The following is a 16,127-nucleotide window of genomic DNA, read 5'->3' as shown; positions in this document are numbered from 1 at the left end:
GCGGTGCGCCCATTCGTGTGACGCACTGGCCTGCCCCGTAACACGGGTAATCGTTTTCCGATCGGACCGGCAGCGGGTTACCACCCGCCTGGTCAAGGGAGGGACCATGAAGATGACGAGGATCAGCCGGGCGGCGGTCGTGCTGCTGGGGGTGGGCGGCCTCGCCGTGGGGGCGCCCGCGTTCACGGTGGCCGCCCCGGCCGAGCCGGTTCACTGCCTGTCCGGTGTCTACCGGGTGCGGGCCCAGCCGTCGGGCCCGCTGTACGCGGTGAAGAGCGCTTGGATCCCGTTCCCCACGACGTGCACGAAGAGCGAGGTCAGCGGCCCGCCCGCCTGACGGCGGAGCGAGGGCATACGAACGGGTGACCCGCAAGGCGAACGTGACGCGTGACTCAACCGATATCCGGACACGCCGCGTTGCTTCCTCACCTTCACGGGCCCGGCTGCGTACCGTGCGCGCGACAGGGTCGCCCACACGGAGGAACGATGGCGGACAGCAAGCACGCCGGGAAGCACCGGCTCGGCACGCCGGGGCTGGTGCACTGCCTTCTCCACCGCACCGTGGCCGAGGCGCTCGCGGACTACCGCCGGACGTGGCTCAGCGCCCTGCTCGTACCGGCCAAGCACAGCTTCGCCGGCCTCCGCCGCAAGGCCCGCGCCGCGGCACTCGAGCGCATCTGGGTCCCCGCGGTGGGCTCGGCGGCCATCCGCCCGGCCACCGTCCACGCCGCCGCGGCCTGACGGCCGAAGCCCCGCTCAACCTCAGCGGCCGGTCTCACGCGTCTCGATCGCGATCTCCGCGGACAGCGTCCGGTGCACCGGGCACTTGTCGGCGATCAGCATCAGCTTCGCGCGCTGGTCGTCGTCCAGTTCGCCCTCGAGCTCGATCTCGCGGGTGATCCGGCTCAGCATCCCGCGCTCGGTCTCGCACTTGGCGCAGTCCTCGGCGTGGATGCGGTCGTGCCGGAGCCGGATCGTCGCCCGGGTCAGCGGGATGCCCTTGCGGTCCGCGTACAGCCGCAGCGTGATCGCCGTGCACGAACCCAGGGACGCGAGCAGCAGCTCGTACGGGTTCGGACCGGCGTCGGCGCCCCCGACCGCGACCGGTTCGTCGACGAGCAGCTCGTGGGTCGCCGTCGTGACCTGCTGCGTGTAGGTGCCGTCGCCGGTCGCGGTGACGACGACCGTGCCGGGCTCGGGGTGCTCCATCGGTGTCAGTCCTCCCAGGGTGAGTCCAAGATCGTGGTGACGAAGTCCGTGCGCACGAAGCCTGGCACGAACCGGGCCAGCACATCGGCTTTGACGTTCCCGAACGCCGTGTCGGGCCGGTCACGGATGCCGTCGGTGAAGGCCGCGAGGATGCGCCGCTTGAAGTCCGGCCGCGGGTGCGCGGCCACGACCGCGGCCCGGGCGTCGGCGGGGAGGTCGTGGTACCCGATGCCCAGGACGTCGTACTCGACCCCGGCCGTCACCAGCGCGACCTCGGGTTCCATGTGCTCGGGGATGCCCGGGGTGGTGTGCAGCGCGATGGCCGTCCAGGCGACCCGGGCGCGTTCGGCGTCGACGCCGTGGCCGAGCAGGAAGTGCCGGGCCTCGTCCGCGCCGTCGAGCTCGAAGCGCCGGTCGGTGCGGTGGCCCGCGACGAGCCCGAGGTCGTGGAACAGGGCCGCCACGTAGAGCAGCTCGGCGTCGAAGCCGAGGCCGCGGCGGCGGCCCTGGAGCGCGCCGAACAAGTAGACGCGGGCGGAGTGGTCGTAGAGGAGCGGGCCCGCGGTGTCGCGGACGTACTCGGCGGCTTCGCGGGCGAGGGCGGTGTCGGGGACGTCGATGGTCATGACGTCGACGATGCCCGCCCGCGCGGTGCTCGGACATGCGTCCGCCGGACGGGAATCCCGCACATCCGGACATCGGGCACATTCCCAAGACGCGCCGGATATCGTATCTTTTGCTGCGAGTGGGTCACCCGGACGTCGTTGTGCGCGAAGGGGGTGCGCCGTGGCCACCAGGCACCTGTCGATGCGCCCCGCCGAGCAGGGCAACCGCGAGCGCTTCCTGGACGCGGCGCTGGCGGTGCTGTTCGACCGCGGCGTCACCGGGCTGACGGTCCGCGGGGTGGCCGAGGCGGCCGGCGCGTCGACGATCTCGGTGTACGCGCGGTTCGGCGGCCGCACGGGCCTGCTCGACGCGCTGTACGAGCGCACGTTCGACTCGCTGCGGGAGCTGCTGGAGGGCCTGCCGCCTGCCGGCCCGGACGGGGTCGCGGACCTGCTGCACCTGGCGGTCGAGTACCGGCTGTTCGCCCGGGAGAGCCCGGTTCGGTACGCGCTGATGTTCGAGCGCCCGGTCCCGGGGTTCGACCCCGATCCGGCGCTGCGCTCGGCGGTGCTGCGGACGACGTTCACCCTGTTCATCGCCCGCGTCCAGCGGGTGTGCCCACCGGGAGCGGACGCCCGCGAGACGGCGTACCAGCTGTGGACGGCGATGCACGGCCTGGTCGGGGCGGAGCTGATGCTGGCTTCGCGGACGCCGTTGCCGGACTGGTTCATCCCGCCGACGGACGAGGCGAACGAGCGCATGTACCGCCGCGGAGTGGTGGCGATGATGACCGGGCTGGGCCTGCGGAACCGCTGAGGCGGGCAGCAGTCAGCGGCCGAACGACCCGCGAGAACCCCCGAACGCAGCGAACCCCCGGTCCACTCGGGACCGGGGGTTCGCTTTCAGCTCAGAGCGCTAGTGCTCACGCACCGCCGGAGAGCTTCTCGCGGAGCGCCGCGAGCTGCTCGTCGGAGGCGAGGGTGCCGCCGCTGCTCTTCGTGTCGGTCGAGGTCGAGCCCGAGGTGTAGCTCTCCGAGCCACCCTCGACGCCGGTCGCCGCGTCAGCGGCGGCTTCCGCGTCGGCCTCGACGGCCTTCACGACCTGCTTCATGTGGGCCTCGTAACGAGTGTGCGCCTCGGCGTACTGGCGCTCCCACTCCTCACGCTGCTTGTCGAAGCCTTCCTGCCACTCCTGGGTGTCCGGGTCGAAGCCCTCGGGGTAGATGTAGTTCCCCTCGGTGTCGTACTCGGCGGCCATGCCGTACTGGGCCGGGTCGAACTCGGTGTCCGGCGTGACACCCTCGTTCGCCTGCTTCAGCGACAGCGAGATGCGACGGCGCTCGAGGTCGATGTCGATGACCTTGACCATGACGTCGCCGTTGACCTGGACGACCTGCTCCGGGATCTCGACGTGGCGCTCGGCCAGCTCCGAGATGTGGACCAGACCCTCGATGCCCTCTTCGACGCGCACGAACGCACCGAACGGGACCAGCTTGGTGACCTTGCCCGGCACGATCTGGCCGATCGCGTGGGTGCGGGCGAACTGGCGCCACGGGTCTTCCTGGGTCGCCTTCAGCGACAGCGAGACGCGCTCGCGGTCCATGTCGACGTCCAGGACCTCGACCGTGACCTCCTGGCCGACCTCGACGACCTCGGACGGGTGGTCGATGTGCTTCCAGGACAGCTCGGAAACGTGCACCAGGCCGTCGACGCCACCCAGGTCCACGAAGGCACCGAAGTTGACGATGGACGACACGACGCCCTTGCGGACCTGGCCCTTGGCGAGCGCGTTGAGGAACTCGCTGCGCACCTCGGACTGGGTCTGCTCGAGGTAGGCGCGGCGGGACAGGACCACGTTGTTGCGGTTCTTGTCCAGCTCGATGATCTTCGCCTCGAGCTCGCGGCCGACGTACGGCTGCAGGTCGCGGACGCGGCGCATCTCGACCAGGGACGCGGGGAGGAAGCCGCGCAGGCCGATGTCCAGGATGAGGCCGCCCTTGACGACCTCGATGACGGTGCCCTTGACGGGCTCGTCCTTCTCCTTGAGCTCCTCGATCGTGCCCCAGGCGCGCTCGTACTGCGCGCGCTTCTTGGACAGGATCAGACGGCCTTCCTTGTCCTCCTTCTGGAGAACCAGGGCTTCGACCTCATCGCCGACGGTGACAACCTCAGCCGGGTCGACATCGTGCTTGATGGACAGCTCACGCGAGGGGATGACACCCTCGGTCTTGTAGCCGATGTCGAGCAGGACTTCGTCGCGATCGACCTTGACGATGGTGCCCTCGACGATGTCGCCATCGTTGAAGTACTTGATCGTCTTGTCGATAGCCGCGAGGAAATCTTCCTCCGACCCGATGTCGTTGATGGCGACCTGCGGGGCCGCGTTCGGGGCGGTCGGGGCGGTGGCGGTGTCGATGGTCATTAGGCGGGTTGCTCCGGTGGATGGGATCGAGGGTTGGCAGTTGTCGGCGCGATGGGCTGTTGTGAGCATGCGACGACCCTGCGAGCAAACGTCCACCAGTGAACGACCGCGGCATGACCCGCATAACGGTGCGCGACCCCGAGCCCGACCAGGAAAAGCTGAGCGGAAGGCAGCGCGAACCCACTGCGCTAACACTTATCCTACGCGGCGGCCGCTAGGCGGCACAATCAGGGTCCCCCTCGGTCGCTAAGGTCCTCGCGGAAGCAAATCGCAGGCACCAGGACGCAGGACCGGAGACCACCATCATGCCACCGGAGGAGCCGCCCGCGCCGGGGCGCCACGAAGCGGCCGAGCACCGGCTGGGCACCACGGCCGTCGCCTACCGCGAGGTCGGGGGCCCCGAAGCCGCGGCCGCGAACCTCGCCTGGTGGGACGCCGACGCCGACGACTACCAGGCCGAGCACGGCGGGTTCCTCGGCGACGCCGACTTCGTCTGGTGCCCGGAGGGTGTGCGCGAGGCCGACGCGCGGCTGCTCGGCGACGTCCGCGGCAAGCGCGTGCTGGAGGTCGGCTGCGGGCAGGCCGCGTGCTCGCGCTGGCTGGCGGCCCAGGGCGCCCGCCCCGTCGCGACCGACCTGTCCGCCGGCATGCTGCGCCACGCCCGCGAGGGCAACGAGCGCACCGGCGCCGGCATCCCGCTCGTGCAGGCGAACGCCGAGTACCTGCCGCTGGCGTCCGGCAGCTTCGACGCGGCCTGCTCGGCCTTCGGCGCGATCCCGTTCGTCGCCTCGGTGGACGCCGTCTTCGCCGAGGTGCACCGGGTGCTGCGGCCGGGCGCGCCGTGGGTGTTCTCGGTGACCCACCCGATGCGGTGGATCTTCCCGGACGACCCCGGCCCGCAGGGGCTCACCGTCACCCAGCCCTACTTCGACCGCACGCCGTACGTGGAGGTCGACGACGACGGCACCGCGACCTACGTCGAGTACCACCACACCCTCGGCGACTACGTGCGCGCGCTGGCCTCGGCCGGGTTCACCCTGACGGACCTCGTCGAGCCCGAATGGCCGGCGGGGCACACGCGGGTCTGGGGCCAGTGGAGCCCCTTGCGCGGCCGGCTCTTCCCGGGCACCGCGATCTTCCGCACGCACCGCTCGTGAACCCCCTGGAAAAGGAGCAGAACGCCCGGTTCGCCGCGCTCGACCCGCTGCTGCCGCCGATCGCCGCCCCGCCGTCGGCGGCCAGCGAGCCGCTCGTGGTGACCGCCGGCGGGCACCGGGCGGGCGGCCTGCTGACGCACGTGGTGCACGCGCCGGGGGCGTGGCCCGCGCTGTGGGGCCCGCTGGAGATCTGGGACCTGACCGCGGTACCGGGCGACAGCGGCGCGGCGGGCCTGACCGCGCTGCTGGGGGCGTGGCGCGACCGGATGCGCGGCACGCGGCCCGAGCCGGACTCCGGCTGCACGCTGGCCTGGCCGAGCCGTGACGCCGAAGCGTCGGCGGTCCTGCTGGCGCACGGCTTCGCGCCGATGACGTGCCTGGCCGTGCGGCCCCCGGAGCCGCCCGCGGACGCGGGGCCGTCGCGGGTCACCGTCCGCCGCGCGGGCGACGGCGACGTCGAGGCCCTGACCGACCTGCGCGTGGCGGAATGGCGCTACACGTCGCTGGTCGGCACCGCGGTGCCGCGCCCCGGCGCGCGGGCGCTGCTGCGCGCGGAGGTCGTCCGCGCGCTGCGCTTCAGCGGCCTGGTCTGGCTGGCGGAGGACGACGGCGTGCCGGTCGGCCTGGCTTCGTGCGCACTGGCCTCGCCCGCACCGGGCGACGGCATCCACGGCCGGCTGCGGCCGGGCCGCTGGGGATACGTCGACACGCTGTCGGTCGCGCCCGGCGCGCGGGGCGGCGGCGTCGGCCGGGCGCTGATGGCGGTGGCCCATCGCGAGCTGCTCCGGCCGGAGCTGCGCGGTACGTTCCTCTTCTACCACCCGGCGAACCCGCTCTCGCCGGTATTCTGGCACCGGCAGGGCTATCGTCCACTGTGGACGATGTGGATCCGGCGCCCCGCCTGGTCCTGACCGACGCACCACCAGGGGGACCCATGGACATCGCCGAGCCGCTGCTCGCCGCCCACCGCGCGCGCTTCGCGGCGGTCGACGCGCTGCTGCCGCCCGCCGCGCCCCCGGCCGAGGGACAGCGGCTGGACGTCGCGACCGCGGACGGCACCCGGATCACCGGGGTGCTGCAGCGGCACCGCTCGGCGCCCGGCGACGTCACGATGCTGTGGGCGGCCGCCGACGTCCGGCAGCTCTTCCCGTACTTCGGCGCCACCGGCACCGAGGGCGTCGACCTCCTGCTCCGCGCGCTCAAGGGCGTGCTGGAGGCGGAGGAGATCGGCGACGACTCGTCGTGCGTCGTCCTCTGGCCCAGCCGGGACGCCGAGGCGATCCGCGCCTTCCTCGACCACGGTCTCGTCCCGCTCTCCGCGGTCGGCGTGCGCACGGCGCCCCCGGTCGGGGCGGCCCCGGCGGTCGCCGTCCGCCGCGCCCGGCCGGACGACTTCGCCGCGGCGCTGGAGCTGGCCGCGGCGACGTTCGACTACACCGGCCTGGTGGCCGCGCCCCGCCGGGCGAACACGGCCGAGCTGCTGGCCCCCGCGTTGCGCGACGCGCTGGCCGAGGACGAACCGGCGGTGTGGCTGGCCGAGGAGGACGGTGAGATCCGCGCCGTCGCGCACTGCGCGTGGATCGACGCGACCCCGGGGAGCGAGGCGGCCGAGCTGCTCCCGCCGGGGCGCTGGGGTTACGTGAACAACGTGGTGACGGCACCCGGCGAGCGCGGCGGCGGCTTCGGCCGGGCGCTGATGGCCCACGTGCACCGGGAGCTGCACCGGGGCGGGGCGAGCAGGACGTACCTCTACTACAACCCGACGAACCCGCTGGCCTCGGTGTTCTGGCACCGGCAGGGCTACCGTCCACTGTGGACCAGCTGGGAGGTGCGCCCGGCGTCGGCGCTCCGCTGAGCACGGCAGCGACCGGCCGGGTCCGCACACCGCGGCGGTCGTGAGTGAGAAACAGGGTTAGAACACTGTTTCTCACTCACGACCTCCCGGCGTCGGCGCTCCGCTGAGCGGCACCCCTCCCCCGGCCGGGGCCGCCGAGTGGGCGTCGCGACCGGCGAGCTGCGAAAGTCACCCACGAGTGTGACGTGCGTCCGGTGATCTTGCCGCACCCCGCCGCGAGGGCTAGCTTTTGAACTGACCGGTCAGTTCAAAAAGTTCCCGACGCTGGAGTAACCGTGCAGGTCCGCGCCGATCGGGTGTCCCTCGAAGGACACCACGGCCCCTTGTTACCGCCCACCTCGCTGACCGTCGGCGAGGGCGACCTGGCGATCGTGCACGGCGAACCCGGCGTCGGCGTCACCGCGTTCGGCCTGGCGCTGGCCGGGCGGCTGAAGCCGACCACCGGCACGGTGCACGCCGAGGGCACCGACACCGCGCTGCCCGAGCTCGTCGCGGTCGTCGACGCCCCCGGCGTCAGCGAGCCCGACGACGCCCTCCCCCTGCGCGTCGTCGTCGGCGAGGAGCTGGCGCTGGCCCACCGCCCGGCGGGCAAGGAAGACGTCGCCCGCTGGCTCGCCGGCCACGACGCGGCGCCGTTCGCGGGCACGCGGTTCGAGAACCTCGCCCCGGTCCTGCGCACGCGGCTGCTGACCGAGCTGGCCGCCGAACGCGAGGGCGTCCGGCTGCTCGTCCTCGACACCCCCGACCGGCACACCAGCGACGTCGAAAGCTGGGCGGGGCTGGCGCGCGAGCAGGCCGAGCGCGGCTTCGCCGTCGTCGTGCTCGCCGCGACGACCCCGCTGTCCGCCCTCCCCTTCACGCCCGCGCGCCTCGGCTCGGCCGAGCAGCCCGAGCCGCAGCACCACGCCCCCGAACCCACCCCCACCGAAGAGCTCCCCGCGAGCACTGACGAGGTCACCGAATGAACGCCTTCCGGATCGCGCGCAACGAGCTGCGCCGCCTCTCCACCGGCACGATGCCCAAGCTCGCGCTGGTCGCGCTCGTGCTGGTGCCGCTGCTCTACGCGTCCTTCTACCTCTACGCGAACTACGACCCGTACGGCAGGCTCGACAAGCTGCCCGCCGCCGTCTTCACCAGCGACACCGGTGCGAAGGACGCGAGCGGCCAGCAGCGCAACGTCGGCCGCGAGGTGACCGACGAGCTGACCAAGTCCGGCACCTTCCAGTGGCACGAGGTGTCCGAGCAGGAGGCCCGTGACGGCGTCCGCGACGACAAGTACTCCTTCGCGATCGGCATCCCCAGCGGCTTCTCCGCCGCGCTGCTCTCGGTCGGCAACTTCCAGCCGCAGCAGGCGACGATCACGCTGACCACCAACGACGCCAACAACTACCTGTCCGGCACCATCGCGAAGCAGGTCGCCGAGCAGGTGCGCAAGACGATCGCGGAGAAGGTCGGCAGCGAGGCCGCGGACCGGTTCCTGGTCGGCTTCTCCACGATCTACGCCAAGATCCAGGAAGCCTCGACCGGCGCGGCCCAGCTCGCCGACGGCGCCACCCAGCTCAAGTCGGGTCAGCAGAAGCTGGCCGACGGCGCGGCGAAGCTCGCGGACGGCTCGTCGACGCTGGCGACCGGCCTCGGCACGCTCAAGAGCGGCACCGCTTCCCTGCCTTCGCAGACGCAGCAGCTCGCCAGCGGTGCTTCGCAGGTGGCGGCCGGGGACCAGAAGGTCGCCGACGCGGCTTCGGTCGCCGCGACGGCGTCGTCCGACATCCAGGGCAAGCTCGACTCCTACCGCAGCCAGCTGCAGACCGACCTGCGCGACGCCGGCGTCCCGGAGGCGCAGGTGCAGGCGATCCTCGCGAAGGCCGACCAGCTGCGCTCCCCCGTCGACCAGGCGAACAGCAAGATCCAGCAGGCCAACGGCGACCTCGCGAAGCTGGCCGACGGCGCCCGCCAGGTGTCCGACGGCGCGGCCAAGCTCGCCGCGGCGTCGCCGCAGCTGGCGAGCGGCATCGCGCAGGCGTCCGACGGCGCGAACCAGCTGAAGGATGGTGCGTCCCAGCTCAGCGACGGCGAGAAGACCGCGGTCAACGGCACCAATCAGCTGGCGGACGGCGCGGTGAAGCTGCGTGACGGGCTTTCGGCCGGGCTCAAGGAAATCCCGAACCCGGACGACCCGACCCGCTCGGCGACGGCCAACACCATCGCCGACCCGGTGGCGGTGAACGCCAACGGCGAGGCGTCCGCGGGGACGTACGGCGCCGGTCTCGCACCGTTCTTCATCTCGCTGGCCACCTGGATCGGCGCGTTCGTGCTGTTCCTGATCCTGCGGCCGCTTTCGACCCGGGCGCTGACCGCGGGCGCGGCGCCGTTCCGGGTCGCGGTGGGCGGCTGGCTGTCGTCGGCGCTGCTCGGCGTCGCGCAGGTGATCGTGCTGTTCGGCGCGGTGACGTGGCTGGTCGGCATCCACATCGCGCACCCGCTGGGCGCGATCGGCTTCGCCGTCCTCGTGTCGCTGACGTTCACGTCGGTGGTGCACGCGCTCAACGCGTTCTTCGGCGCGGTCGGGAAGTTCCTCGGGCTGGTGCTGCTGGTGCTGCAGCTGGTCAGCGCGGGCGGGACGTTCCCGTGGCAGACCATCCCGGACGCGCTGTACCCGCTGCACGTGGTGCTGCCGATGGGCTACGCGATCGACGGCTTCCGCCACCTGTTCTACAGTGGCGCCACTGTGCAGATCCTGGGCGACATCGGCGTGTTGCTGGCCTACCTGGTGGGCGGGATCCTCGTGTCCACGCTGGCCGCGCGCAAACGTCGCGTTTGGACGGTGTCCGCGCTCAAGCCCGAGCTGAGCCTGTGAGCGGCGGGACGAAGCAGAAGCTCTTCGAGGCCACGCTGCGGCTTTCGAAGAGCCGGGGCCTGGTCGGCCTGACGGTGGACGACATCGCCGCCGAAGCGGGCGTCGCGAAGGGCACGGTCTACTACAACTTCGGGTCGAAGGACGGCCTGGTCGACGGGCTCCTGCGGTACGGGGTGGACACGCTCGCCGAGCGGCTTCGTCTCGCGGTGTCCGACGCGGATCCGCTCGACGTGATCGAGGCGCAGGTCGACGTGACTTTGGAGTTCATCGCCCAGTACCCGGGGTTTTCGCAGATCCTGGTGAGCGAGCTGTGGCGGACGCCGGGCCAGTGGCACGGCACGCTTTCGTTGCTGCGCGAGGAGATCATCTCGATCGTGAAGGGCCAGCTGTCGCGGCTGGAGTCGGCCGGCCGGCTGCCGGAGGGAGTGCAGATCCCGACGGCGGCGGCCGGGCTGTTCGGCACGATGCTGGTGGTGGCGCTGGACTGGCAGGTGTTCGGGCCGCAGCGAACGCGGGCCGAGGTGCGGGAAGCGGTGATGGTGCTGATCCGTGGCTTGGGTCGCCGCTGAACAGCACTACTCGCGGGGCGCCCCCCGTTTTCCACTTTACCGGTGGGCACCGACAGTTCCGGCGCCGAACGCGGTAGGCGGGGCGCTCCGTTTTCGCACCCGGCGCGGCAGCGCCGACACGGCGGGGCGCTCGGCCGAGGCGGCACCGCGCAGCTCGGGGGCCCCGCTCGCGGGGCCCCCGTTCTCTACTTCACCGGTCGGCACCGACAGTTCCGGCTCGGTCAGCCGCGGTCCTCGATGCGGGCCCGGACCGCCGCCGCGTACGTGTCGACCGCCGTGGCCGCCGCCGTCAGCTCGCACGGGCCGTCGATCAGCAGTCTCTTCGCCGGCGTGTACGCCTGCTCCAGCTCCGGGTCGCCGTCGAGGCCGTGCTCGCGGGTCAGCTCGTTGTCCGCCGCCAAACGCGCACGCAGTTCCTCGCGGCGGGCGACCAGGCCGTCGAGCACCGCGCGCTGGCGGCGGCCGTCCTCGACCGCCGGGGCGACCGCGTGCTCGTGGCCGTCGATGTGCTTCTCGACCCACTCCGCGTCGCCGTCGACCTCGGCCGAGCGCAGCTGCTTCAGCGCCCCGCGCAGCCGCTGGGCGCGGGCCGGCAGCATCGCGACGCCGGTGAACCGGGTCGCCACGCGCAGCTGGTACGCCTCGATCTCGGCGAGCTCCTCCACGGACTGCGTCAACACGTCGAGACGGCCCGCGAGGTCGTCCCGCGCCGGGCGGGCCCCGAGGGTGCCCGCCTGGACCGCCGCGACGCCGGGCGAGGACTCTTCCCGGAACCCGAGCAGCAGGCGGATGCCGAGCTCGGCCGCGCGGCCGGCGAGCGGGGCCAGCACCTCACCGACGAGCCGGTCGGGTTCGGCGGAGTCGTCGATCGCGTCGATGACGAGGGTGCGGCCCGCGACGCCGGTCGTGAGCCGGTCGGCGATCCGGTGGCGGACGGCGTCGGCGGTGCGGCCGGTGGCGTCGACGGCGAGGTCGACGCTGCCCGCCGGCGGCATCTGGCCCAGGGCGGGCGGCAGGCCGGACACGCCGAGGGAGCGTTCGCGGTCGGCGAGGACGATCCCGAACCGCAGGGCCGCGGCGACGGGCGACCCGGCCTCGCCGGTGTCGACGACCCAGACCGTGCCGGGCTCGGCCTTGGCGAACCAGTCGGCGACGCGCTGCACGAAGGAGACGTCGACGGCTTCCCCGACGGGCCGCGAAAAGCTGGCGTCCACGGCCGGGCTGCCCGAGGTCCAGATGCTCAGCTGCGGCAGGTGCCCGAGCATGGTCTCGACCGGGATCATCCAGGTGCCGGTGTCCTTGCCGACGACCACGCCGACGAGGTGGCCGGTCGCCTCGTCGAGCACCGCCGTGCCTCCGAAGCCGGGGCCGAGCGGTTCGGCTTCGGCGGTGCGGAACAGCCGGACCCACTCGCCGCCGGGGCCGCCGGGGTGCTCGGGGCCGCCGAGCCGGGCGTGGGTCCAGCGGCCGACCGAGCCGGGCGGGAAGCCGAAGGCGCGCACGAGCTGGTGCTCGCCGATCGGCATGCGGTGCAGCGGCGCCCGGAAGACGCGGGATTCGGGACGATCGAGGCGGAGCACGGCGAGATCGCCGCGCCCGCCGCCGTCGGAGGGCACCCAGCAGCCTTCGACGACGGTGGCCGTGCCGGGCATCGCCTCGGCCAGGCCGACGAAGTCGACGCTCAGCGCGGACCGCGGTCCCCCGGCGGTTTCGACGACGTGCGCGCTCGTGAGGACGTGGTACTCGTCCAGCACCGTGCCCGCACCGCACACCCGGCCGAGTTCGTCGTGCAGCCGGACCCGCCAGCGTCGTCGCTCACGCTCGAACCCCATTCGGCGGACCCTACGCCGTGATCGTCGCGCCTCGGGCGCCGACCTCCCTACCCAGCGGTAATGGCTCACCCGAACGGAGTCAGCCGTTCGTAGTAATGCCAACGATTTCTGCGTCCGAGTGAGCGGACGGGCACGCTCGGAGACCGCTCAGCGGGACAACGGCCCGTTGAGCGACTGCCCGAACGATCACCGAAGAGTGCCCCGGCGCCTCAGACCCGGCCGAAGACCGCACTCCCCGGGGCCGCCGGGTCGTCGCCCGCCCAGAACTCGTACCAGTGGCCGGTGAACTCGTCGTGCGAGAGGCGGCCGTCGCCGTCGGTGTCCAGCAAGGCGAACACCTCGGCCGTCGGGACGCCGGTGCCGCTCCAGGCCTCGATCATCCGGCGGTACTCCGCCGCCGAGATCGCGCCGTCCCCGTTTTCGTCCACCGCTTCGAACATCGCGTCGGCGGTCCCGGTGACCGCACCGGGCATCTTCGGCAGCTCGTCGACGACGCTCAGGACTTCGTCGAGGGAGACCTTGCCGTCGCGGTCGCGGTCGGACGCGTCACGCAGCGTCGCCCACCAGCCCATCATGATGGCGGCGAGCTTCTCCCCTTCGGGCGTGCTGCCGTCGGTGCCGCGGAGGTCGAGCCACCTCGCCGTGAGCGCCCGGAAGTCGGACTCGGTCAGGTAGCCGTCGTCGTCGGCGTCCATCGCGCCGAAAATGCCGGAGATCTTGCGTCGCTGGAAGTCACTGGCCATGCACGACAGCTTCGCCGCGAAGACCGCCACCCGACGACGTCCGCCCGAGTACACCCGCGTCACGACCCGGTGATCCGGGCCGTGACGCTCGGTGAGATCAGTGCGCGGCTTCGTTCCAGGACCGGCCGTAGCCGACCGAGACCTCCAGGGGCACGGCCAGGTCGTACGCCGAGCCCATGCCGTGGCGGACGAGCTTCTCCAGCTCCTCGCGCTCACCTTCGGCGACTTCGAGCACCAGTTCGTCGTGCACCTGCAGCAGGATCCGGCTCTTCAGCTTCGCCTCGACCAGCGAGCGGTGGACGTTGAGCATCGCGACCTTGATGATGTCGGCCGCGCTGCCCTGGATCGGGGCGTTCAGCGCCATCCGCTCGGCCATCTCGCGGCGCTGGCGGTTGTCGCTGTTGAGGTCCGGCAGGTAGCGGCGGCGGCCGAAGACCGTCTCGGTGTACCCGTTCTTCGCCGCGACGCCGACGACCGAGTGGAGGTAGTCGCGCACCCCGCCGAAGCGGTCGAAGTACGCCTCCATCTGGGACTTGGCGTCCTCGGTCGAGATCCGCAGCTGCTGCGAGAGCCCGTACGCCGACAACCCGTACGCGAGGCCGTACGACATCGCCTTGACGCGGTAGCGCAGCTCCGGGGTGATCTCCTCCGGCGGCATCGAGAACGCACGGGACGCGACGAACGTGTGCAGGTCCTCGCCGGAGTTGAACGCCTCGATGAGGCCCTCGTCCTTCGACAGGTGCGCCATGATCCGCATTTCGATCTGGCTGTAGTCCGCGGTCATCAGCTCGCTGAAGCCCTCGCCGACGACGAACGCGTCGCGGATGCGGCGGCCTTCTTCGGTGCGGACCGGGATGTTCTGCAGGTTCGGCTCGGTCGAGGACAGCCGCCCGGTGGCCGCGATGGTCTGCAGCAGCGTCGTGTGGATGCGGCCGTCGTCGGCGACGGACTTGATCAGGCCCTCGACGGTCGTGCGCAGCTTCGTCGCGTCGCGGTGCTCCAGCATGTGCTGCAGGAACGGGTGTTCGGTCTTCTCGAACAGGCCCTGCAGCGCCTCGGCGTCGGTGGTGTAGCCGGTCTTGGTGCGCTTGGTCTTCGGCATGCCCAGCTCGTCGAACAGCACGACCTGCAGCTGCTTCGGCGAACCGAGGTTGATCTGCTTGCCGATCACCGCGTACGCCTCTTCGGCTGCCTGCGTGACGCGCGAGAGGTAGTGCGCCTCGAGCGTGGTCAGCTGCTCCAGGTCGACGGCGACGCCGGCGATCTCCAGCTCGGTGATGACCTCCAGCAGCGGCAGCTCCAGCTCGGCGAGCAGCCGGGCGCCGCCGATCTCGTCCAGCTCCTTCTCGAGCGCGCCGGCCAGCTCGAAGATCGCGCGGGCCTTGACCAGCTCCTCGTCGATCTCCTTCTGCTCCAGGCCTTCCGCGCCGCCGTCGAGCAGCGACAGCTGGCCGTCGCCGCCGTCGGTCTCCGAGCGCAGCTCGCGGTGCAGGTACCGCAGCGCGAGGTCGTCCAGCTCGAACGTGCGCTGCCCGGGCCGCACGAGGTACGCGGCCAGCGCGGTGTCCATGGCGAGCCCGGCCAGCGTCCAGCCGCGGGAGCGGATCGCGTGCAGCGGGACCTTGAGGTCGTGGCCGGTCTTGCGGATCTTCGGGTCGGCCAGCCACGCGGCGAGCGCGGCGTCGTCGGCCTGGTCCATCGCCGTCACGTCGACGTAAGCGCCTTCGCCGTCGGCCGACGCGAAAGCGATCGCGCGCAGGTCCGACCGGACCGACGCGCCCGCGGTGCGGAAGGCCAGCGCCACCGGCTCGCCCTCGCCCGCGTGCGCCGCGAGCCACGCCGCGAGCGCGCCCGGCGCGAGCGCGGAACCCGAGACCTCGAAGCCTTCGTCGGCCTCCGGCTCGGCGCTCTGCAGCGTCGCGAACAGCCTGTCGCGCAGGACGCGGAACTCCAGCTCGTCGAACAGCGCGTGCACGGCCTCGCGGTCCCACGGGCGCAGCTCCAGCCCCGACGGGCCGACCTCCAGCTCGACGTCGCGGATCAGCTCGGTGAGCTGGCGGTTCAGCTGGACCGAGCTGAGGTGCGCGCGCAACGCCTCGCCGGCCTTGCCCTTGACCTCGTCGACGCGGTCGATCAGGTCGTCGAGCGAGCCGAACTGCTTGATCCACTTGGCCGCGGTCTTCTCGCCGACGCCGGGGATGTTCGGCAGGTTGTCCGAGGGGTCGCCGCGCAGCGCGGCGAAGTCCGGGTACTGCTGCGGGGTGAGGCCGTACTTCTCCTCGACGGCGTCCGGCGTGAACCGCGTCATCTCCGAGACGCCGCGCTTCGGGTACAGCACGGTGACGTGGTCGGTCACCAGCTGCAGCGCGTCGCGGTCGCCGGTGCAGATGAGGACGTCGAAGCCGTCCGCCGCGGCCTGCGTCGTGAGCGTGGCGATGATGTCGTCGGCTTCGAAGTTCTCCTTCGTCAGCGACGGGATGCCGAGCACGTCGAGGACCTCCCGGACCAGGTCCACCTGGCCGCGGAACTCGTCCGGGGTCGCGCTGCGGTTCGCCTTGTAGTCCGCGAAGGTCTCCGAGCGGAAGGTCTTGCGCGAGAGGTCGAACGCCACCGCGAGGTGGGTCGGCGCTTCGTCGCGCAGGAGGTTGATGAGCATCGAGGTGAACCCGAAGACGGCGTTCGTGACCTGCCCGGTCTTGGTCTTGAAGTTTTCCGCGGGCAGGGCGAAGAACGCCCGGTAGGCCATCGAATGGCCGTCGATCAGCAGCAGCTTCGGCCGCTCGGCGACAGTGGTCGTTCCTGTGGCGTTGGCAACGGTCGTCTTCTCACTCGGGCTCACGGAGCCGAGTCTAGGCTGAGGGTCCGACACTCTTACGT

Annotated in this window: 15 protein-coding genes; 9 read left to right on the top strand and 6 right to left on the bottom strand. The window is 72.0% G+C overall.

Features of this window, described 5'->3' with window-relative positions; translation table 11 throughout:
* The first annotated feature begins 106 nt into the window (after positions 1-106).
* On the top strand, positions 107-337 hold the full coding sequence (locus AA23TX_RS30065; protein ID WP_155546142.1) for a hypothetical protein: 231 nt from the start codon (positions 107-109) through the stop codon (positions 335-337).
* Between the two features lie 149 nt (positions 338-486).
* Positions 487-741, top strand: coding sequence for a hypothetical protein (locus AA23TX_RS30060; protein ID WP_155546141.1), 255 nt, complete (start codon positions 487-489; stop codon positions 739-741).
* A gap of 21 nt (positions 742-762) precedes the next feature.
* Here AA23TX_RS30060 and AA23TX_RS30055 read toward each other — a convergent pair whose 3' ends face one another.
* Positions 763-1,209: an OsmC family protein gene (locus AA23TX_RS30055; RefSeq protein ID WP_155546140.1), complete on the bottom strand. Its 447-nt coding sequence runs from the start codon at positions 1,207-1,209 to the stop codon at positions 763-765.
* Between the two features lie 5 nt (positions 1,210-1,214).
* The gene (locus AA23TX_RS30050) at positions 1,215-1,835 is read right to left on the bottom strand and encodes an HD domain-containing protein (protein ID WP_155546139.1); all 621 of its coding nucleotides are present in this window, start codon (positions 1,833-1,835) and stop codon (positions 1,215-1,217) included.
* 181 nt (positions 1,836-2,016) lie between these two features.
* Here AA23TX_RS30050 and AA23TX_RS30045 point away from each other — a divergent pair, with 181 nt between their 5' ends.
* Positions 2,017-2,631, top strand: a complete 615-nt coding sequence (locus AA23TX_RS30045; RefSeq protein WP_155547402.1) for a TetR/AcrR family transcriptional regulator — start codon at positions 2,017-2,019, stop codon at positions 2,629-2,631.
* A gap of 106 nt (positions 2,632-2,737) precedes the next feature.
* Here the strand turns inward: AA23TX_RS30045 and rpsA are convergent, their stop codons facing one another.
* A complete protein-coding gene (gene rpsA, locus AA23TX_RS30040; protein ID WP_155546138.1) occupies positions 2,738-4,237 on the bottom strand; it encodes a 30S ribosomal protein S1 in 1,500 nt (499 codons plus the stop codon).
* A 305-nt stretch (positions 4,238-4,542) separates the two neighbouring features.
* Here rpsA and AA23TX_RS30035 point away from each other — a divergent pair, with 305 nt between their 5' ends.
* The 6 genes from AA23TX_RS30035 (at position 4,543) to AA23TX_RS30010 (ending at position 10,675) form a co-directional block, all read left to right on the top strand.
* Entirely contained in the window at positions 4,543-5,394 is an 852-nt protein-coding gene (locus tag AA23TX_RS30035) for a class I SAM-dependent methyltransferase (RefSeq protein WP_155546137.1), read from the top strand.
* Positions 5,391-6,305: a GNAT family N-acetyltransferase gene (locus tag AA23TX_RS30030; protein WP_155546136.1), complete on the top strand. Its 915-nt coding sequence runs from the start codon at positions 5,391-5,393 to the stop codon at positions 6,303-6,305. The genes AA23TX_RS30035 and AA23TX_RS30030 overlap by 4 nt, the downstream gene beginning before the upstream one ends.
* A gap of 23 nt (positions 6,306-6,328) precedes the next feature.
* Positions 6,329-7,249 carry a GNAT family N-acetyltransferase gene (locus tag AA23TX_RS30025; RefSeq protein WP_155546135.1) on the top strand — a complete coding sequence of 307 codons (921 nt, stop codon included), beginning with the start codon at positions 6,329-6,331 and terminating at the stop codon, positions 7,247-7,249.
* Between the two features lie 275 nt (positions 7,250-7,524).
* Positions 7,525-8,214, top strand: a complete 690-nt coding sequence (locus tag AA23TX_RS30020) for a P-loop NTPase family protein (protein WP_155546134.1) — start codon at positions 7,525-7,527, stop codon at positions 8,212-8,214.
* Positions 8,211-10,106, top strand: a complete 1,896-nt coding sequence (locus AA23TX_RS30015; protein WP_155546133.1) for a YhgE/Pip domain-containing protein — start codon at positions 8,211-8,213, stop codon at positions 10,104-10,106. The genes AA23TX_RS30020 and AA23TX_RS30015 overlap by 4 nt, the downstream gene beginning before the upstream one ends.
* Complete coding sequence (locus tag AA23TX_RS30010; RefSeq protein ID WP_155546132.1) at positions 10,103-10,675, top strand: TetR/AcrR family transcriptional regulator; 573 nt, start codon at positions 10,103-10,105, stop codon at positions 10,673-10,675. Before AA23TX_RS30015 ends, AA23TX_RS30010 begins: the two co-directional genes overlap by 4 nt.
* Positions 10,676-10,896: 221 nt before the next feature.
* On the opposite strand, the gene AA23TX_RS30005 is transcribed toward AA23TX_RS30010, so the two are convergent.
* From AA23TX_RS30005 to polA, 3 genes are all read right to left on the bottom strand, one after another.
* The gene (locus AA23TX_RS30005) at positions 10,897-12,507 is read right to left on the bottom strand and encodes a S1 family peptidase (protein WP_155546131.1); all 1,611 of its coding nucleotides are present in this window, start codon (positions 12,505-12,507) and stop codon (positions 10,897-10,899) included.
* Positions 12,508-12,716: 209 nt separating this feature from the next.
* Positions 12,717-13,250 carry an EF-hand domain-containing protein gene (locus AA23TX_RS30000; protein ID WP_155546130.1) on the bottom strand — a complete coding sequence of 178 codons (534 nt, stop codon included), beginning with the start codon at positions 13,248-13,250 and terminating at the stop codon, positions 12,717-12,719.
* Between the two features lie 97 nt (positions 13,251-13,347).
* On the bottom strand, positions 13,348-16,089 hold the full coding sequence (gene polA / locus AA23TX_RS29995) for a DNA polymerase I (protein ID WP_155546129.1): 2,742 nt from the start codon (positions 16,087-16,089) through the stop codon (positions 13,348-13,350).
* Between the last annotated feature and the right edge of the window lie 38 nt (positions 16,090-16,127).

It is taken from the genome of Amycolatopsis camponoti, assembly GCF_902497555.1.
Taxonomy (GTDB): Bacteria; Actinomycetota; Actinomycetes; order Mycobacteriales; family Pseudonocardiaceae; genus Amycolatopsis; species Amycolatopsis camponoti.
The sequence above is the reverse complement of the archived record's forward strand: the minus strand, read 5'-3'. Positions and strand labels throughout refer to the sequence as shown.